The sequence below is a fragment of the Bacteroides sp. D22 genome (genome assembly GCF_000163675.1).
Classification (GTDB): domain Bacteria; phylum Bacteroidota; class Bacteroidia; order Bacteroidales; family Bacteroidaceae; genus Bacteroides; species Bacteroides xylanisolvens.
Genome location: NZ_GG774799.1, coordinates 202,066 through 222,579 on the forward strand (window position 1 = coordinate 202,066; position 20,514 = coordinate 222,579).

The 20,514-nt window shown below is 45.6% G+C and carries 16 protein-coding genes; 6 read left to right on the forward strand and 10 right to left on the reverse strand.

Annotated features, from left to right (window positions below; translation table 11 throughout):
* Positions 1-81 precede the first annotated feature (81 nt).
* Positions 82-1,821 carry a thiamine pyrophosphate-dependent enzyme gene (locus HMPREF0106_RS18515; RefSeq protein ID WP_032851109.1) on the reverse strand — a complete coding sequence of 580 codons (1,740 nt, stop codon included), beginning with the start codon at positions 1,819-1,821 and terminating at the stop codon, positions 82-84.
* A gap of 236 nt (positions 1,822-2,057) precedes the next feature.
* Between HMPREF0106_RS18515 and HMPREF0106_RS18510 the strand changes: the two genes are divergently transcribed.
* From HMPREF0106_RS18510 to HMPREF0106_RS18485, 6 genes are all read left to right on the forward strand, one after another.
* Complete coding sequence (locus HMPREF0106_RS18510; RefSeq protein WP_004301053.1) at positions 2,058-2,276, forward strand: winged helix-turn-helix domain-containing protein; 219 nt, start codon at positions 2,058-2,060, stop codon at positions 2,274-2,276.
* Between the two features lie 170 nt (positions 2,277-2,446).
* Positions 2,447-3,460, forward strand: a complete 1,014-nt coding sequence (locus HMPREF0106_RS18505; protein WP_032851077.1) for a threonine aldolase family protein — start codon at positions 2,447-2,449, stop codon at positions 3,458-3,460.
* A gap of 89 nt (positions 3,461-3,549) precedes the next feature.
* Positions 3,550-4,749: a BamA/TamA family outer membrane protein gene (locus HMPREF0106_RS18500; RefSeq protein ID WP_009039288.1), complete on the forward strand. Its 1,200-nt coding sequence runs from the start codon at positions 3,550-3,552 to the stop codon at positions 4,747-4,749.
* Positions 4,736-6,439, forward strand: coding sequence for a phosphoethanolamine transferase (locus tag HMPREF0106_RS18495; protein WP_009039289.1), 1,704 nt, complete (start codon positions 4,736-4,738; stop codon positions 6,437-6,439). The genes HMPREF0106_RS18500 and HMPREF0106_RS18495 overlap by 14 nt, the downstream gene beginning before the upstream one ends.
* A gap of 94 nt (positions 6,440-6,533) precedes the next feature.
* On the forward strand, positions 6,534-7,499 hold the full coding sequence (locus tag HMPREF0106_RS18490) for a DnaJ C-terminal domain-containing protein (RefSeq protein ID WP_009039290.1): 966 nt from the start codon (positions 6,534-6,536) through the stop codon (positions 7,497-7,499).
* Positions 7,500-7,513: 14 nt separating this feature from the next.
* The gene (locus HMPREF0106_RS18485; protein WP_008025905.1) at positions 7,514-7,828 is read left to right on the forward strand and encodes a chaperone modulator CbpM; all 315 of its coding nucleotides are present in this window, start codon (positions 7,514-7,516) and stop codon (positions 7,826-7,828) included.
* 112 nt (positions 7,829-7,940) lie between these two features.
* Here the strand turns inward: HMPREF0106_RS18485 and HMPREF0106_RS18480 are convergent, their stop codons facing one another.
* From HMPREF0106_RS18480 to HMPREF0106_RS18440, 9 genes are all read right to left on the reverse strand, one after another.
* Entirely contained in the window at positions 7,941-8,411 is a 471-nt protein-coding gene (locus HMPREF0106_RS18480; protein WP_009039291.1) for a GAF domain-containing protein, read from the reverse strand.
* 7 nt (positions 8,412-8,418) lie between these two features.
* Positions 8,419-13,479 (reverse strand): DUF4132 domain-containing protein, encoded by a 5,061-nt coding sequence (locus tag HMPREF0106_RS18475; RefSeq protein ID WP_009039292.1) that lies wholly within the window; start codon positions 13,477-13,479, stop codon positions 8,419-8,421.
* Between the two features lie 37 nt (positions 13,480-13,516).
* Positions 13,517-13,936, reverse strand: a complete 420-nt coding sequence (locus tag HMPREF0106_RS18470) for a hypothetical protein (RefSeq protein ID WP_008644787.1) — start codon at positions 13,934-13,936, stop codon at positions 13,517-13,519.
* A 7-nt stretch (positions 13,937-13,943) separates the two neighbouring features.
* Complete coding sequence (locus HMPREF0106_RS18465) at positions 13,944-15,698, reverse strand: rhomboid family intramembrane serine protease (protein WP_009039293.1); 1,755 nt, start codon at positions 15,696-15,698, stop codon at positions 13,944-13,946.
* 151 nt (positions 15,699-15,849) lie between these two features.
* Positions 15,850-17,556 carry an acyl-CoA dehydrogenase family protein gene (locus HMPREF0106_RS18460; RefSeq protein ID WP_008644789.1) on the reverse strand — a complete coding sequence of 569 codons (1,707 nt, stop codon included), beginning with the start codon at positions 17,554-17,556 and terminating at the stop codon, positions 15,850-15,852.
* 6 nt (positions 17,557-17,562) lie between these two features.
* Entirely contained in the window at positions 17,563-18,582 is a 1,020-nt protein-coding gene (locus tag HMPREF0106_RS18455) for an electron transfer flavoprotein subunit alpha/FixB family protein (protein WP_007748503.1), read from the reverse strand.
* Positions 18,583-18,584: 2 nt separating this feature from the next.
* Positions 18,585-19,457 carry an electron transfer flavoprotein subunit beta/FixA family protein gene (locus tag HMPREF0106_RS18450; protein WP_004314244.1) on the reverse strand — a complete coding sequence of 291 codons (873 nt, stop codon included), beginning with the start codon at positions 19,455-19,457 and terminating at the stop codon, positions 18,585-18,587.
* Positions 19,458-19,695: 238 nt separating this feature from the next.
* The gene (locus HMPREF0106_RS18445) at positions 19,696-20,100 is read right to left on the reverse strand and encodes a HEPN domain-containing protein (RefSeq protein ID WP_009039294.1); all 405 of its coding nucleotides are present in this window, start codon (positions 20,098-20,100) and stop codon (positions 19,696-19,698) included.
* Entirely contained in the window at positions 20,097-20,411 is a 315-nt protein-coding gene (locus HMPREF0106_RS18440; protein WP_009039295.1) for a nucleotidyltransferase domain-containing protein, read from the reverse strand. Before HMPREF0106_RS18440 ends, HMPREF0106_RS18445 begins: the two co-directional genes overlap by 4 nt.
* Positions 20,412-20,514 lie beyond the last annotated feature (103 nt).

Here is a 20,514-nt window from a genome sequence, read left to right on the forward strand (position 1 = left end):
TATGACTTACCTTATTGTAATAGACAATAATAGCAAGTCATACTTTGAGAGAGATAATGAAAATATTAAAAATAGAATAACTTAAAATACCTCCCGTATATGTTTAAAGTTAGAATTGATCGTATCAATCACTTCTTGTGAACGGCCGTTGATTAACAGCTTATACATTGACTGCGCAAAGCCCACCATTTGCCCGAATTCTATTTTGGGAGGCATGGCCAGTGCGTTCGGATCGGTCATGATATTAACAAGTACCGGACCATCCAACTCGAATGCATTCAATAAAGTAGTCAACACTTCTTCCGGATCACTGACATTAAACCCGGTCATTCCCATTGCTTCGGCCACTTGGGCGAAGTCAGGATTCAACATGTTCGTTTGCCAGTCCGGCAGTCCGTCTACTTCCATTTCCAACTTCACCATTCCCAATGAACGGTTGTTGAATACGATGATTTTAATCGGCAACTTATATTGTACAACGGTTTCCAAGTCTCCTAAAGTCATCGATAATCCGCCATCTCCGCAAAGCGCAACCACCTGACGATCCGGATAAGCCAACGCGGCACCGATAGCTTGCGGCAACGCATTTGCCATCGAACCATGATTGAAGGAACCCAGCATGTGCCGTTTGCCCGTTGCTTGCAGATAACGTGCTCCCCATACACAAGTCATTCCCGTATCTACCGTAAACACAGCATCGTCCGAACTTAGTTTGTCTATTTCAGACATCACATATTCGGGATGAATCTTATTTACGTCCCCTTTATCTTCTGTGTAAGCGGCCAAATCCTTCTTTACTCCCTCGTATCTTTTGAGTTGTTTCAGTAAGAAAGAATCATCCGTTTTCGGATTCAGCATACGCAATAAAGACTGGATGCTAAGTTTGACGTCTCCGCAAAGTCCGATATCCACCTTTGCACGACGTCCCAGACGTTCGGGCTTTATATCAATCTGGGCTATCTTGATGTCATCCGGCAGGAAAGCAGAATACGGAAAGTCAGTGCCGAGCATGAGAAGTACTTCAGCTTCATGCATACTGTAATATCCCGAAGGCATTCCCAACAATCCCGTCATACCCACTTCATACGGATTCTCATATTGCACCTCCATCTTTCCTTTGAAAGTATATACCACCGGAGCATTCAGCTTCTCGGAAAGCGCGATCACTTCCTCGTGAGCTCCCCGGCAACCGATGCCGCAGAAAAGAGTGATACGTGTATGTTTGTTTAATAAGTCGGCCAATTGAGCCAAATCTTCTTCCGACGGGCAAACCTCCGGTGGGGCAGGATAGTTCCGGACCGACGAGTCGACAGTGACGGCAGAAGCCTTTGCCAAGTCTCCCGGTAGCCCGATGACGGACACCCCTTTACGGGTGACAGCCGTTTGTATGGCCGATTGGAGCATACGTGGAAATTGCTTGGGAGTAGTGGCTACTTCATTATAATAACTGCAATCGTTAAAAAGTTTGATTGTATTCGTCTCCTGAAAATACTCCGTACCGAATTCTCCGGTAGGAATCGTAGAAGCGATGGCGATTACCGGTGCCCCGGAACGGTGCGCGTCATACAAACCGTTGATAAGATGAACGTGTCCCGGTCCGCTACTTCCCGCGCAGCATCCCGGATGGCCGGTCAGTTGTGCTTCTGCAGCAGCGGCATACGCTCCTGTCTCTTCATGGCGCACATGTATCCATTTTATTTGATCGTTTTTTCTGACTGCTTCGTTTACCTCATTCAGACTGTCGCCTGTTACGGCGTAAATACGTTCAACTCCGGATTTAACCAAAGTATCTATCAGTTGTTCTGCTATTTTTTTTGCCATAGCTGTAATTGGTTTAGGATTGATTTTTATGTAATAACAGATGTCTGCAAGGAAAAGTTCTAATTTAACATATGCTAATAACGCCTTTGTGTCGGGACACATCACCGCTTTTATGTTAAAAATAATTCTGTAACAACTTTTTAGTAAAGACGTATAAACAAATGCAATATCCTTTTGTTATCTTTATAGGCGAAATCTTAACCTAATGTATTAAACCTCTTAATTACTCTAGAAAAATGAATAGAAATGAAATCGGTGTAAATGCCGGTAAGGTTTGGCAACTGCTTAGCAATAACGAGAAGTGGAGCTACGGACTTCTGAAGAGAAAATCCGGGTTGAAAGATAAAGAGCTGGGTGCCGCTTTAGGGTGGTTGTCAAGAGAGAGCAAGATTGAGTTCGATCAGTGTGATGAAGAACTCTATGTATATCTCTGTGTGAATGTTTATATTGGCTAAAAGAATTTGGCACTTTAACGAAAACAGCAGAATCTCCGGAGGGATGACAGCCCGGTCAGTCCTTCGGAGATTCTCGTTTTTATCCTTTTTCCTTTTAATGTATCTTCCTTTCAATTGATTTCCGGAAATAATTCTGTTACTTTGCACCACGAATTAAAATGCAAGAAACAATGAGAAGTTTTGCCTCTGACAATAATTCCGGTGTGCATCCGTTGGTAATGGAAGCCTTGAACCGGGCCAATATAGACCATTCTTTAGGATATGGCGATGACAAATGGACAGAAGAAGCCGTAGCGAAGATCAAAGAAACCTTCACCCCGAACTGTGTCCCTTTGTTTGTATTCAACGGAACAGGCAGCAATGTGGTAGCATTGCAACTGATGACCCGCCCGTATCATTCTATCTTTTGTGCGGAAACGGCTCATATCTATGTAGATGAGTGTGGCTCTCCCGTGAAAATGACAGGTTGTCAGATTCGTCCGATTGCTACTTCCGACGGTAAACTTACCCCGGAATTAATGCAACCTTACCTGCACGGTTTCGGCGATCAGCACCATTCGCAACCCAGAGCTCTCTACATCTCCCAATGTACCGAACTTGGCACCATCTACACTCCCGAAGAGTTGAAACGCCTGACTGACTTTGCCCATCTGAATGGTATGTATGTACACATGGACGGAGCCAGAATAGCCAATGCCTGTGCCGCCCTGAATCTTTCCCTTAAAGAACTGACGGTGGATTGCGGAGTCGATATTCTTAGTTTCGGCGGAACGAAGAACGGACTGATGATGGGAGAGTGCGTGATTGTATTTAATAAAGACCTGCAACCGGAAGCCCGTTTCATCCGTAAGCAATCCGCCCAGCTCGCTTCGAAGATGCGTTACCTCTCTTGCCAGTTTACGGCATACCTCACTGACGACCTTTGGCTGAAGAATGCCAGCCACGCCAATGCGATGGCTGCCAAACTTCGTGCGGAATTAGAGAAACTGCCCGAAGTCACTTTTACTCAAAAAGCCGAGAGCAACCAACTATTCCTCATCCTGCCCCGCCCGGTTATCGACCGGATGCTGGAGTCTTATTTCTTTTATTTCTGGAACGAAGAGAAGGATGAAATCCGTTTGGTAACTTCTTTTGATACGACAGAAGAAGATGTTGACGAGTTTATAGGACTTTTGAAACGTTAAAAAGGAAATTCAGGACAACAAAAGCCTCTGAAACTCTGTTGTAATAAGAAGTTTGAAACTAACTTTGTCCGCAAAGTTTTCTACTTCTTATGATTATGAATACTAGACAGAACAGGCTAATCATATTCGCGCTTTTGTTGTTGACACAAACCCCGTTGGGCGCACAGCTGCATTCTACTAAAATTGAACTGCCGGAGGATTCTATATCTGCAACCATGGAAGATTCCATTCCGGCAAAGCGCAGCTTCTTTAAAAAGTTTCTTGATTACTTCAATGACGCCAATAAGGAAAAAAAGAATAAAAAGTTTGATTTCAGTGTGATAGGTGGTCCTCACTACTCCAGTGACACCAAGTTCGGACTCGGACTGGTGGCAGCCGGACTATATCGCACCGATCGGAACGATTCGCTTCTTCCTCCCTCCAATGTCTCTCTTTACGGAGATGTGTCGACGGTCGGCTTCTACCTGTTGGGAGTCCGTGGGAACCATCTGTTTCCGCAAGACAAATACCGCTTGAATTACAATCTCTATTTCTATTCTTTCCCCAGCCTGTATTGGGGACGGGGATATGACAATGGAGCCAACTCTGATAATGAAAGCGACTATAAACGTTTTCAAGCACAGGTGAAAGTCGATTTTATGTTCCGGCTGGCAAAGAACTTCTACATCGGCCCGATGGCCATATTCGATTATATTGACGGGCGGGACTTTGATAAACCGGAACTATGGGAAGGAATGGCGGCCCGGACCACCAATACCAGCTTGGGGCTTTCCCTCCTTTACGATTCACGTGATTTCCTGACAAATGCATTTCACGGCTACTACTTGCGGATAGACCAGCGATTCAGCCCGGCTTTTCTCGGCAATAAATATGCGTTTAGCAGCACCGAACTGACTACCAGCTATTATCAGCCCGTATGGAAAGGCGGAGTGCTGGCAGGACAATTCCACACATTGCTCACCTATGGCGATACCCCGTGGGGATTGATGGCAACGCTGGGAAGCTCTTACTCCATGCGCGGATATTACGAAGGACGCTATCGGGATAAAGGAGCAATGGATGCGCAAATAGAACTCCGGCAACACGTCTGGAAACGGAATGGAGTGGCAGTATGGGCAGGAGCGGGAACGATTTTTCCACGACTCTCCGAGTTTACTCCGAAACATATTCTGCCTAATTATGGTTTCGGTTATCGTTGGGAGTTTAAGAAGAGAGTAAATGTACGTTTGGATTTAGGGTTTGGCAAACACCAGACCGGACTTATTTTTAATATCAATGAAGCTTTTTAAGAATATAAAGAATTGGTTGGAGAATCAGGAACATTTGTTTTATCTGTTCCTCTTCATCTTGATAGTACCCAACCTTGTGCTCTGTTTGACAGAGCCTTTGCCGTTGATGGCAAAGGTGTGTAATGTGCTTTTGCCTTTCGGCTGCTATTATCTGTTGATGACTTTGTCGAGAAACTGTGGCAAGATGCTTTGGATTTTATTCCTGTTCCTGTTTTTCGGAGCCTTTCAGATTGTATTGCTTTATTTGTTCGGCCAGTCCATTATCGCTGTCGATATGTTTTTGAACTTGGTGACTACCAATTCGAGTGAAGCCCTCGAACTGCTTGATAACCTCACACCTGCCATTATTGCTGTCATCGTACTCTATGTACCTGCTTTGATATTAGGGACCATTTCAATTGTACGCAAGCGGAAACTCACGGCAGAATTTATCCGCAGAGAACGGAAGAGAGCCTCCATAGTCTTTGGAATCTCCCTCCTTAGCCTTGTCGGAGCATATATGCAGGACCCGGGATATGAGTTGAAGTCCGATTTATATCCGCTGAACGTATGCTATAACGTAGGTCTAGCCTTCCAACGAACCGCCTTGACGCAGAATTATCACCGTACTTCGAAGGACTTTACTTTCCATGCCCTGCCTACGCATCCGAAAGAGAAACGGGAAGTATACGTAATGGTCGTAGGAGAAACCTCCCGTGCCCTGAACTGGCAACTGTATGGTTACGAACGTGAAACAAACCCGCTTTTATCCCGGCAATCGGGTCTGATTGCTTTCCCGAAAGTACTGACAGAGTCGAATACGACACATAAAAGTGTCCCCATGTTGATGTCGGACGCTACCGCCTGCAACTACGATTCTATCTATCATCAGAAGGGAATCATCACTGCCTTTAAAGAGGCAGGTTTCCGGACAGCCTTTTTCTCCAACCAACGTTACAACCATTCGTTTATTGACTTCTTCGGAATGGAAGCCGATACGTACGATTTTATAAAAGAAGATTCTGTCAGTTCCTCCTATAATCCTTCTGACGACGAACTTCTGAAATTGGTGGAGCAGGAACTGGCTAAAGGTGCGACGAAACAATTTATCGTGCTCCATACCTACGGTTCTCACTTTAATTACCGCGAACGTTACCCGTCGGAAAGTGCTTTCTTTACGCCCGATTATCCGATGGAAGCAGAAAGAAAATACCGGGATAACCTGGTCAATGCCTATGACAACTCCATCCGTTATACGGACGGTTTCTTGTCACGCCTTATCCACATGTTGGAAAAACAGCAGATAGATGCCGCCATGCTCTACACTTCCGATCATGGTGAGGATATTTTCGACGATTCCCGCCATCTGTTCCTCCACGCTTCTCCCGTACCTTCTTATTATCAACTTCACGTGCCGTTCCTCATCTGGATGTCCGACAACTACCTTGAAACCTATCCCGAATACTGGGATACCGCCATTGATAATAAGGATAAGAATGTTTCTTCCAGCAGCTCTTTCTTCCCGACCATGTTGTCTTTAGCCGGAATAGAAACTCCTTACCGGGATGATTCGCAATCTGTAACGGCTCCGCACTACGTCCTAAAACCGAGAGTTTATCTGAACGATCACAACGAACCCCGTCCGCTGGATGATTTGGGTATGAAGAAGCAAGACTTCCAGATGCTGGAAAAGAGGAATATCAAGTATTAAGTATTAGGTATTAATCCTTGTTAATTTTTGCATCCAAAAGCGTGATTGGCGTGTTATTTGCCGTATGATGTATGAACGATTAAATTCATAAAACATGGCCTATATAGATTATTACAAGATTCTTGGAGTAGACAAAAGTGCTTCTCAGGATGATATCAAAAAGGCTTTTCGTAAGTTGGCCCGGAAATATCACCCTGATTTGAATCCTAATGACCCTAGTGCAAAGGATAAATTTCAGGAAATCAACGAAGCCAATGAAGTACTGAGTGACCCCGAGAAACGTAAAAAGTATGATGAGTACGGAGAACATTGGAAGCATGCCGATGAATTCGAAGCGCAGAAACGTGCACAGCAACAAGCCGGAGGCTTTGGCGGTGCGGGAGGTTTCGGCGGATTCGGCGGTGCAGGTCAAGGTTTCTCTGACGGTAACGGAAGTTATTGGTATAGTTCCGATGGAGAGGGATTTTCCGGTGGCAATGCCAGTGGATTTTCAGATTTCTTCGAATCCATGTTCGGACATCGGGGAGGAAGAGGACAAGGCTCTGCGGGATTCCGCGGACAGGACTTTAATGCCGAACTTCATCTTTCCCTTCGTGATGCTGCTCAAACGCATAAGCAGATATTGACCGTCAATGGTAAACAAGTGCGTATCACCATCCCTGCCGGTGTAGCCGACGGACAGGTAATCAAACTGAAGGGCTACGGAGCCGAAGGTGTCAACGGAGGACCTGCGGGCGACTTGTACATTACGTTCGTGATAGCCGAAGACCCGGTGTTCAAACGCCTGGGCGACGACCTGTACGTAGATGTGGAAGTAGACCTTTACTCTGCTGTATTGGGAGGTGAGAAAGTGATCGACACGCTGGACGGTAAAGTGAAACTGAAGATAAAGCCGGAAACGCAGAACGGTACGAAAGTCCGACTGAAAGGTAAAGGATTCCCGGTTTATAAGAAGGAAGGACAATTCGGTGACTTGATTGTGACCTATTCCGTCAAGATTCCTACGAACTTGACCGACAAACAGAAAGAGTTGTTCCGTCAATTACAGAGTATGAACTAAAATGAATGAGCACTATGCAGACCGAATTAATTATTGTCAGTGAATACTGTCACAAATGTCATATTGAGCCTTCATTCATCGATTTGTTGGAAGAGGGCGGTTTGATTAACGTACATACCGAAGGCGGCGAACATTATCTGCTTTTGTCGGAACTCCCGAACGTGGAGCGTTACAGCAGAATGTACTACGACTTATCCATCAATATGGAAGGTATCGATGCCATTCATCATTTACTGGAAAAGATGGAAGATATGAGACGCGAAATGAGTTCGCTTCGCAAACAACTTCTGCTGTACCGGGAACGGGAAATAGAAGATATGGACTGGTAAAAAAATAGAGCCTCTGTTTGATCCGAACAGAGGCTCTATTTATAGTAAACGGAGGCTCTGATTCACTCAATCAGAGCCTCTGTTTTTTCAGGACGTTTGCATGGTTGTCAACTTATCCAATATACGTACAAATCTCTTCCAGATAGCGTGCGTCGATGGTGTCGAAACTATCCAGTTCATCACTGTCAATATCCAGCACTCCAATGACTTCACTCTGTTGGAGGATCGGTACTACTATTTCCGATTTCGAGTCCGAACTACAAGCAATGTGTCCGGGAAACTGTTCTACGTCAGGAACAATCAGTGTCCGGGCCTCTTTCCAAGCTGTGCCGCAAACTCCTTTGCCGAGGCGGATGCGGGTGCAGGCAATGGGACCCTGAAACGGACCCAGTACGAGTTCATCCTCTTTCACAAGGTAAAAGCCTACCCAAAAGAAACCGAAAGTCTGTTTGAGCGCTGCTGCAACGTTGGCAAGGTTAGCTATGAGATCCGTTTCCGTACTTACCAGAGCGTGTAGTTGCGGAAGTAACTCCCGGTATTTATCTTCCTTATTTCCTGTGCCGATGATTAAATTCTCTGCCATCTCTTTTCTATTTGATTTGGTTCAGGATGCTCGGGTCTTTTATCTTATCGTCTTCTGCAAAGAAGATAATCTTAGTCAAGATCTCGGCTGTCTTCGGATCTTCATCTACAAAAGGCAGGAACAGGCGTCCGCGATTTTGCGAATGTACCGGAAGAACGGCAATTTGCGCGCCGCCTTCCTGATGGATCACGCCGCTGCCCAGATGGATATTGTACTTACCCAGTTTGCCTTCGATGTGAGCGAAACTTCCTTTTATCGTCACGTTCTTGAAATGGAACAACGGCATTGTCAGTTCCACCAGCACGCTGCGCATCTCGATGGTAGAGTGGCTGGTTTCCGGATCGACGCTTCCGGCATGGGCTACACTTACTGCCAAGTCTACGTCTCTCATCACTTCCGAGAAGATGACAGGAGGAATCTCCGAGATTTTCATCAGCTTGTAGTCCTTGCGGTTGTGGAAGCAGACATATTCTAACGTCGGAGCTTCGATGTCGGCAGGAGAGAACCAGTCTGCCATCGCATAGATGGTGGCGATGATGTTCTCTTTGTAATAGATCTTTTGCAAACCGTCTTCGTAGTCGGCTACCCAGCGACGGCCTTTCAGTACGGCAACCGTTTTCTGCGGTTGAATCTGATTGCCGGCATAACGGCGGGATTGAGTGGCTTCCACTTCTTCCGGAGTCGGAACGTAGAGTTCACGGAACACCTGTTTGAAAGGTTGGCGGATTGCTTTGTCGAACAGGAATTTCTGATAAGCGTGCCAGTCACCGCTTGCGTACAAGTCTGTGGGATGGGCGATGCGTAACTCGTCTTTCGGTTTTAACGGTAGGCAAACGGCATTCACAGTCACCAGCAATCCGTCGGTGTAGAAGCCCGTCTGTCCGTTACAGATAAAGACAAGATGTCTCAACAATGGCCAGATGACAGGGTTCTGCATCAACTTGCGCAATTCGTTTTCTTCAAAACGGGTACAGTCTTCCATCGCCTGTTCCAGCATCACGCGGGAGCGGGTATACTGGTCTTTCAGCTTTTTGTGTACCGCTTTCAGTTCTTCTATATACGGATGCTTTTTCAGTTTGGCAGGCATACTGTTGAGCTCTTTGCCGTCTTTGATTTGTTTAATTTCCGATTTGCCTTCCTCGTTGATTTGCACATACACTTCTACGCCGTCTATCTCTTTGGGAGACAGGTAGGGGAGAAGTTCTTTGATTAGTTCCGTTTCCATGCTCCAGGTCAGACGGGTAACGTCTCCGTAGCCGGAGTTACGCGCCAGATTTTGCAGGGCGATGTTTACCGCTTTCTTTTCGCTTTCCTGCCTTTGAGCACCGAACTCCTTACTCTCTTTCAGGAACTTTTGCAGGTATTGATAACGATCCAGCAGTTCTTTGTCCGGTTTCCGTCCCAATGGGATGAGGCCGTAGCTCATCAATAAGTCTTTGTTGCGTTTGGCAACTATTTCTTTCTTTACATCTGCCGCCTTCACTGCACCGTTGGTGGCATCGGCAAACTTGCGGGCACGGGTATGGCTATTGCTGCATGAGATATATTTGGCGGCATTGTAGACCACTTCGAAGCGTCGTTTGCCAATTGTCTTAAATGCATCCCTGAACCAGTCGATATCAAAAGCACCTTCCCGCAAGTCTTCCACGTCGATAGGGGTGTAGCGGGCGATGATTGCTTTTTTCTTGTCGTCACATGTTTCATTGGTATGGGCGTGGAAATAATAGGCGGCACTTGTCAGTCCTTTCCAGCCTATTGCCTTTTCGGTCAGTTCAATCCATTGCGGAGCGAACATGGCGGCTTCTACCAGTCGTTCGTCACTGATTTCGGCTTGCTTCGCCAGTTTCTTCAGATTTTCGCTGGTATCTGTCGGCAGGGGATGGCAAGCATGGAGCAAGCTACTCAATACACCTCGTTTGGTACTGCCCCAGTTGTAGCTGTCGCGTATGAACGTATCTTTGCCGAATGCTTGCAGAATGTGGATAAATGTGTCCGCTCCATAAATATAACTTAATTCCTCTGCAAGGCTGGTTACTTGTGTCTCGGAGTCTCCCCGTTTTAGTTCGATTTCAAGAATCCGGTCTACTATCTTCTGTGCAAGAGAACGGAAGAGAGAGAAATCGACGTTTTTGATGTCGGCGTACCTTTCTTTTTCCTTATTGAAACGAACGTTGTCGTTCAATACCGTGGTGATTGCCTTGATCTGGGTGGGCGAGCTGATGCGTCCCATCATTTCGCGGTATACTTCTTCTGTCGGGATGATTCCGAGCATCCATGCACGGGCGAAGTCTGTGGCATGAAGGTAAGAGTCTGTTTCTTCCAGTTCGGGTGTGTGTTCCATGTAGTTGGTGAGCTTGTAAAGTTGGTAGCGCACCGTGAAGTAGCGGATAAACAGATCATCACTCATGGGCTTTTGAGGCATTTCAAGCCAGAAATTCACGAACTTGTTGTTATGTATCGGGTAAACGATCTCTTTTTCTCCATATTCCAGTTTGTCCCGAAGCCATGCATGCTTGTTGGTGTACTGGCGGAAAATGTTTTTAGTATTCAGCAAAGGCAACAGTTGGAGCAGCATATTGACAGCCAATCGTTGGTAGACTGCTTCGTCTTTATACTCGTATGACAATGCTTCGATAATATCACTCATCTGTTCGTAGTACGGCATCTTGCGGAGTTCCTTCTGCAATCCGCGGTAAGTGATGCCGGCATACATCCGGTTAACAAGCGGCTCGAAAGTGTTGCTTGATTTCTGGTCTGCCTTGATGTCTTCTTCATCCTCTTCATCGTAGTCGTCATCGTCTTTAGGAGCGCCTGTCGATGCAAGCATGAAACTCATCATCAGTAATTTGTCATAGCTTCCTATTTCTTCTTCGTAGAAGGCCTTCCACAGCTCCGGGAAACCGAGTCCGCTCAATCCTCCGTAGTTACTCCAGTTTATCAGGACACTGTTGCCTACCAGGCGTGCTTCTCCGTATCCATTCTTGAACTCTTCGTTCTTATAGATTTCGATGTATTTGCTTAGTTTTTTAAATACGAGTTTGGCCCTTCCGAAACAAATGAATTCGAATGCTTTTTTCACGTTGAATCCTTTATCCTGGGTAATCTCCGGCAGATTGACTTCAAGAGCCGGGTCGTACAGACCGAAGCCGTTATCTTTGGTATAGTGCTGTGCGGTGTTTTCTTCCGTTCCGTCTCCAATCAGAGATTCTATCAACACTTTTTCTTTCGCGTTCGGTTTCTGAATTTCTTTGACGGTGGGGATCAGTTCCTGATAGGTATCTTGCAGAAATTCTACGTTGTGGATAGTCTTCATCATATCCAATCCGGCCAGGCGGCGTTCGGCCACCTTGTCTGTTAGTAAGCGGCGGATACTGTCGGACAGTTGTTCTTTCGGCTGTTTCATCAATAGATTGATGGCGTTGATACGCATCTCACTATATTTGAAGCGCAGCAACTCTTCTACTTTCTGATTCTGTTCGGGCGCCAAAGTCATCTCGGACAAGACTTTGTAGGCTTCGTCACGAACGTCCTGCGAACGGTCGCCCAGTGATTGCAGCACATATTCTTCCTGTAAATGGCTGGTTGGGGGATTTAATACGACGCCGATATAGCCTGCCCGCATATAGGTATCCAAAGAAGGCAGACAGGTGCAAAGATCGTCTTTTAATGCAGAATCGTTGGTCATCCAGGTGATATACGCCATCTTGAGAACGATTTCCGAACGGGTGAGCTCTGCACTTTCCCATGGGAATACGTATGGAGAATAAATCTCTTTGGCAGAGATGGACTGATAGACGTTCTTCAGATAGTCATAATGGCGGATCGCTTCTTCTTTGCTATCAAAATAATCATGGAGCGACGGGGCGTCCTTATGTCCTCCGTACCGGCTAAGATAGAGTCCGGACAGATACAGTGGCAGGATAGCCGCCACTACCGACGGTTCGTTATACCATTTTTCAAAAGCATCTTTACTGATGCGGTGGTTCATGCCGGAGTATTGCGTACAGCGTAAAAAGTAAAGTAAGGTCTGCACCTGATATTTGGCACCGTCTTTAATTATTCCCGGAACAAGTGCCTGGATTTCTTCCGTATTGTAGAATCCGATACTCCATAGAGCCAGATAAAGTTCGACCGTATCTTTGCTTTGGAGGGCTTTGCGTGCTTGTTCCCGGTCGTTCAGAAAACGGCGGATCAGTTCCACATATTTGTTGGTGATACGCTCGCTGCTGTCTTGTTCTCCGATACCCGTACAGACTGCAATGCCGCGTTTCACGGAGGCAAATCGTTGCAGGCCGTTGTCGCAGATCACCGAGAACAGATGGAGATAACTTTCGGGGCATCCTTCGTCCATCGTTTCCACGATAGCCTGACGGAGACCTTCCTGCAGTTTGGCTGCCAGCAGTAACTTCCCTTCCAGTTCCAGCAACGGGCGGTAACCGCTCACGGCGATAGCCTGGAGATGTCCCTGGTTGAGGCGGTTGGCATTATTCTCGCTGGTCAATACGTTGTTGAGGTATTCAATGACAGTCTGGTTGCCTTCTGCTATTTGGGCGGCCATCCAGTTTTGACAGTTCATCGCATCCTTGTATGTTTCTATTTCTTCCGGAGTGTTTCCTCCGTTCAGTATGGCTTGTTCGCTGAATCCGGTGGCACGTAGTTTTAGAAATTCCGTCAGCGCATCTATGATGTGACTGAAATGCAGAAGGGGATTCGCCGACCGCTGTGACCGGCGCGAATATCCATGAGTGTACGGACACCGTGCTTTGAGCTTCAGATAGGTGTGGAACAGGTTAGCATATTCGTCTCCCAATAGATAACGGAGCACTTTGTTCAACTTTCCGTCGAAAAGATTGGCAACACTCTTTATCTTCTCTTCCTGAATAATATGTATGATGCAAGGCTCTAGTTTATCGCTGTATGTGCCATACCGGGTATCCATGTTGAAGTATTGCATAAATACATCCAACAGTGTCATTGTCTCTTTGTCTAAACTGGTTCTCTTTTTCGTTAACCTTTCCAGGTACGGAGCAATCCGTTTGTTTAATGCGTCATTATAAATGAGTCTCATGATTATTTTCGTTTTAAGTGTGTTTATAAGAAAATGATTACCAAAGTCTTCCCGACAGCATAGCCAATCGGATGAAGGTGATGGTAGATTCTTCTTTGAGTCCGGTGGGAGAGGATAAGTCTTCAGTTTCCGTATCGTCAATGAAGATACGGAAAATTCCGTCCTCGTAAGATTGCAGGGCGTTGGTGATTGCTTCTACTTCTGCGGCAGGTTTGCCGTTATAGTTTACTGCAAAACCAACCTTGCCGGAAGCTGTTTTATTTTCCACTTCTTCCTGTGTGAGGTATTTCAGTACTTCGCTTTGTTGCAAGCGTTCATTATATTCACAGACTTGCCAACTGACGATGGCTTCAATCAACCCCTGTACATCGACAGGCGGAACAGGAAAATCGACAGGAATCTTTTCGATATTGCACTTTCGCTTTCCTAATTGTTTGACTTGGACATATACTCTCATATTCTCTTTATTGGGTGATCTGAATACTTGATGTAATAGCATTCAGATCGGTTTCGGCTTCTTCGTCATAGACAAGCATAACAATGGTAAAAGTTCGCTTCTTGCTTTCTTGGAAATAGTGTAATACAATTTGTTGTATGTCTTCTCCCGGTTCATCAGGAGCTCCGATGTGCAGAGGGTTTGTAGTTCTTGTCATGGATAGCCCGTTGATGTTGACATTGCTCTGCTTATAGTCTTCCGCTGGTTCTCCTTGTGCATTTCGCGGGAGAGTGAGCGATAACTTCTTGATATGTTCAAACTCTTTTTGTGTATCGTAGGTCAGAGCGGTAACCGTCAGTTGGTTGGCGCCGTTGACGAGCCTAAGCAACGGAGGTTCTGCGCTGGGAGTCAATCCTTTCGCTCCTGTTATTTTCCTCCAGTTGGTAGGATACTGGCAACTGAAATTTGTTTCTGCATCGTAATAAGAAAGCCATGTATCGTTATTACCTACCGGAACGTATGGAGGATATTGGCTGGTAGAAGAACTGTTGGCAGTCTTCCTGCCAGCTTGGTTGCCGTTCTCGTTTTCTTCTTCCAGTTCACCATTCAGATAGGCTTCTACAATACCGCTTTCCCATTCGCCGCGTATGTCCTGATAAAGAGGGGGAACGTTCTTGCAAAGCATCAAGAAGCTGAACAGGAAAATGCAAAAGATACCAAGCTCCCCAAGGATTGAAACGGTACGTTGCGCATCGGCTTTTTCAAATTTATAGCTGCATACATAGATGATTCCCAGTAGGAAACCGCTTAATAACCCGCCGATATGTGCAGCGTTATCAATCCCAGCTTTCATGCCATAAACCAGATTGTAACCGACAAAAATAAGGATACTGGTCAATAATGCTTTTCGTTGTTCCTTTGCGATGCGATGGAAGAAGAGGAAGGCGAGGAATATACCGTAAAGTCCGAAGATAGCTCCGGAGGCTCCGGCACTGATTGTCTCGCCGTGCATATAAAGACTGAATACTGCCGAACATAGTCCGGTCAGTAAATAGGACATGAACATCCGACGGCTTCCTATCAGATCTTCCAGTAGAAGACCTACATACATGAAGGCATACATATTCATCAGGAGATGAAAAGCACCGATGTGTATGAAGTTGCAGGTCACTGCACGCCACCAGTCGCCTGTAAGGGTCAGCGGTCCGAAGTCGGCTCCCCATTTCAGCAGTGATAAGGTGGAAGGAGACATGATTCCCACTCCGGATGCAATCATCACAATAAATACAAGGATGTTGAGGTCTATCAGGATAGGCGTTGCTATAAAACCTTTGCGGGGAATAAAGAACGACCAGAAAGAGTTCCTCTTCTTTTCTTCTTCCAGATAGGCTTTCTCTTCTTCTGTGAGCGGACGGTTACACTCTTCCTCGAAATCTTTTGCCTTTTGGGTTAGCTCTTCCGGGGTAAGGGATGTTTTTATTTCTTCCATCGTCTCCCGTAGCTTTTGTATATTTTTTCTGTTCTTTCCATAGTCTACAAATTGTACGGAAGAGGATTGGCTGCGCACAGCTACTTCTCCGTCGTTTCCCGGTTCTATGGTAAAGGTTATTTCCTCTCCATGAGAATACATATTGAACGGGACTTCGAATCGTGCTCCTTCCGGAGTCACTTCCTCGATATTCCACTCCAGCTTTTGCGAAGCTTCAAGAGCCAGTATAAGGATTTCTGTTTTTGATAAACCCGGTAAATGCAGTTTGTCGTTATATGAAGGTTTGAGTGCCATATTTCTATTCTTATATAGAGTCGTCGATTAAAAATTACTTATCTCACTGACAAATGTATAGAATAATAATGAAAAATAATAGAATGTGACAAATAAAAAAGCATCCACTTCCTAAGAAGGGATGCTTTTATGAGATTTGATAGAGTATTTATTACTTTTTGTAGAATGCCAAGTCTTCTTTATCGAAGTTTTCGATGAAGTTTGAGTGCTTTTCTACTTCCGCTTCTGCATAGTTCAAATATACATGTGCGGATTTGGAGAACAGTTCGGAAGACTTGCTGGCATCTTGAATCAACAGGTGACACATGATAATGTCAGCAGCCATTTCCACCAGTTTGCGAGCGGTGAAGTCAAGCAATTCCTGGTCTTGTACTTCTTTCACTGCATTGGTGCTTGCTTCGAATTTGTCAGCCATCTTTTTCAGACGAGACATCAGCGGTTCCATTTCCGGTGAGCAAGGAATGGTTTCAAACTCGCGAATAGTAGCGATGTACGAACCATTGGTTACGTAACGGATAGCGGCTACTGTCTGCAACTGGGTAGTTCCTTCGTAGATGCTGGTGATGCGTGCGTCGCGATAGATGCGTTGGCAAGCATATTCCATCATGAAACCTGAACCGCCGTGAATCTGAATACAGTCGTAAGCGTTTTGGTTGGCATATTCAGAGTTCATACCTTTAGCCAGCGGAGTAAAGCTGTCTGCTAATTTAGCATATTTCTTTTGTTCCTGGCGTTCTTCCGGAGTCAGTTTACGTTCGCGGGCGATGTCGTCCAATGCTTTGTAGATGTCTACGTAGCGAGATGTTTGATACAGTAAAGCACGTCCGGCATCCAGTTTACCTTTCATGATAGCCAGCATGTCATATACAGCCGGGAATTCGATAATTGCTTTTCCGAACTGCTTACGGTCTTTAGCGTATGCCAAACCTTCATTGTAAGCTGCCTGGCTCAATCCTACAGATTGTGCGGCAATACCCAGACGGGCACCGTTCATCAGAGCCATTACGTATTTAATCAAACCGAGCTTGCGGTCACCGCAAAGTTCAGCTTTTGCATTCTTATATACCAATTCGCAGGTAGGAGAACCGTGGATACCGAGTTTGTTTTCGATACGACGTACGTTCACGCCACCCTGACGCTTGTCATAGATGAACATAGACAAACCACGGCCGTCTCTCGTTCCTTCTTCCGAACGTGCCAGTACGAGGTGAATATCCGCGTCACCATTTGTGATGAAACGTTTCACACCGTTCAGTAACCAGCATCCGTCTTTTTCACTGTAAGTAGCTTTCAGCATAACAGATTGAAGGTCGGAGCCAGCATCCGGTTCTGTCAAGTCCATTGACATGGTTTCACCTTGGCAGATGCGTGGGATAAAGCGGCTGTGTTGGTCGGGATTGCCAAACTCATAAAGAGTTTCGATACAGTCTTGCAATGACCAGATGTTTCCGAAACCTGCATCGGCAGCAGCCACGATTTCTGCACACATGGTGTACGGGGTGATCGGGAAGTTCAAACCGCCGAATTTACGTGGCATGGTCATACCGTTCAAGCCGGCTTTTACCATTGCGTCCAGGTTCTGTTTGGTTCCTGATGCATATTCTACGCGACCATTGGCACAGTGAGGACCTTCTTCGTCTACACCTTCTGCGTTAGGGGCAATGATTTCTCCTGTGATTTCTCCAGTAATCTCCAACACTTTGTCATAAGAGTCTACAGCATCTTCGAAGTCCAGCGGAGCATAATCGAATTCATCTTTATCTCTGTAATTGCGTTCTTTGAGTTCGCAAATACGTTTCATCATCGGATTGTTCAAGTGAAACTTGAGTTCCGGTATGTCTGTATAATAATTAGCCATCTTTCCTTACTTGCTATTTTGTTTATAATACTTAATCATCTTCGGCACAACTTCTTCGATAGTTCCGTTGATTACGTAATCGGCAATTGTGTTGATCGGAGCATCCGGATCGTTATTGATGGAGATGATGATACCACTTTCCTGCATACCGGCGATATGCTGAATCTGTCCGGAGATACCGCAAGCGATGTAGAGTTTCGGACGAACCGTAACACCTGTCTGACCGATCTGGCGGTCGTGATCTGCGAAACCTGCGTCAACAGCAGCACGGCTGGCACCTACTTCTGCGTGAAGTTCTTTAGCGAGGTCGAACAACAGGTCGAAGTTCTCTTTCGAGCCTACACCGTATCCGCCGGCTATGATGATCGGAGAACCTTTCAGGTTGTTCTTTGCCTTTTCTACGTGGCGTTCGATTACTTTCACTACATAGTCCGTATCGGCTACGTATTTTTTCACATCGTGACGGATCACTTCTCCCTGATAAGTCGGAGAGAGGATTTCTTTCTTCATCACACCTTCGCGAACGGTTGCCATCTGCGGGCGGTGTTCCGGGTTCACAATCGTAGCAACGATGTTACCGCCGAAAGCCGGACGGATCTGATACAACAGGTTCTTGTAAGTCTTGCCTTCTTTCTTGTCTTCGTGGTCACCGATTTCAAGTGAAGTACAGTCGGCAGTCAATCCGCTGGTCAAAGCAGAAGAAACGCGCGGACCGAGGTCACGACCGATTACAGTGGCACCCATCAGACAGATTTGCGGCTGTTCCTCTTTGAAAAGGTTCACCAGAATAGCTGTGTGAGGAAGTGAAGTATAAGGGTAAAGTCCTTCGCCGTCGAAAACGTGAAGTTTGTCTACTCCGTAAGGAAGGATTTGTTTTTCAATATCTTTGAGGCCGGTTCCGGCAACCACTGCTTCGAGTTGACAGTTCAACTGGTTGGCTAACGAACGACCTTTGGTGAGAAGTTCGAGGCTGACGTCTAAAACGTTACCTTCTTCTATTTCGCAATATACAAATAAGTTATTCATGATTATCCGATGGTGTGGTTAGCTAATAGTTCAACAATCAGGTCTTCCACGTCACGGTCGCTGCCGCTGATGGTTTTGCTCTCTTTAGCCTGGAACACGATGTTCTGGATGGCTTTCACTTTTGTCGGCGAACCGGACAGACCGCATTGTGCGAGGTCACCGTTTACGTCGGCTACGCTCCATTCTGCCAGATTCAGATAATCGCGCTTGTCGTACAGGTCGGTATAATCAAGATTGCCTTGCTGTTTTTCAGTCACAGTTTTGGCATGCTTGTATTTCTGAACCAATTTAGCGTTACGCGGACGGCAAGGAGCTGCAGAACCGTTGACAGTAATCACGATAGGCAACGGGCCTTCTACAGTTTCAACACCACCGTCGATGTGACGTTTCACCTTAATCTTACCATCGCCCACTTCCAGGATTTCTTCTGCGTATGTGATTTGCGTCAATCCCAGCTTTTCTGCTACCTGCGGACCCACTTGTGCCGTGTCACCGTCGATTGCTTGGCGACCACCGATAATAATGTCATACTCACCGATTTTGCGGATGGCAGTGGCAAGTGCGTAAGACGTAGCCAGTGTGTCTGCACCAGCGAAAGCACGGTCGGTTAATAAGTAACCGTTATCTGCACCACGGAAAAGTCCTTCACGAATAATGTCGGCTGCCCGTCCCGGTCCCATTGTCAGAACGGTTACGGTAGAGCCTGGATGAGCATCTTTCAATCGGAGAGCTTGCTCGAGAGCATTCAGGTCTTCGGGGTTGAAGATGGCGGGGAGTGCCGCGCGGTTAATCGTTCCGTCGGCTTTCATGGCATCTTTCCCAACGTTACGTGTGTCGGGAACTTGTTTTGCCAATACAACAATTTTCAAACTCATGCTATAAATTTTAGTATTAGTATTTCTACAAGTTAGCAGCCAGTAGTCAAGTAGTAATCTCTTGCTATCCAAACTATCCGGTTAACTATCAGCGTGCAAATTTACTCAAACACTTGGTTCTGACAAGAAATCCGAGTAAAAAATGCACAGGTTTAAGAATTTTGAGCAAAATAGGAGGGTTTTTATAGGGTTCTTAAAATGGCGGAATAGAAATGGAAGTTACAAATATAACATCCTTTTATTCCTTCAGCAGAACTTCGATGGCTTCAATAAAGTCAGTTGCTTTAGGCAGCAATTCGTCTATTTCTTCCTCACTTGAATAGGCAAAATCATCATAATCACTACTATGCCGACGTTCGAAAAGTAAGGAAAAACAACGTCCCAATTCACGTGACATACGACCGGTAGCGACGAAATGCAATCCTATCATCTGTTTGACACCTGCATGGGTACCAGGATTTATCTCGTGTTTAATAAGCAGAGCGACTGCTGCATAATAACAGGCATAATAAAGACGGTTTACAGCTGTATTATAATAGCCTTGTTGTTTTAGATAGGGTATTTCTTTCAGCGTTTCTTTAGCACGTAGAAAACGGTAAGCTGACAGTGCCTCAATATTTTCCCTGTTTAATTGTTCTTTCATAGTACGATCCCCTCTTTCATTACATTCATACCAAAAGGTGTCTGAAAAGGACGGTTTTCCCAAATCTTTTTCAGCAAGACACGTGCATTTATTTGCACTCCCGTTTCTATTTCTATATCGTAGAGCGGAGTGATGATACGGTCTTCTTCTTTGACGGTCAATTTATTACCGTCAACCAATATCAATAAATCAATATCGCTATCAGGACGGGCATCCCCACGTGCCTCACTACCATATAAAATGGCTTGAGCTTCCGGTGCCACCTGTGTTAAAGCCTTCCGTATTCGTTCTACAATTTGTGGACGTTTCATATTTATTGCTTTTTATTTACGAACAAAGTTATATAAATTATTCGAGAAGTCAAGAGATACAGCTATTTATTCTCTTTAAGTGTTAAAATGACAGTTACTTATT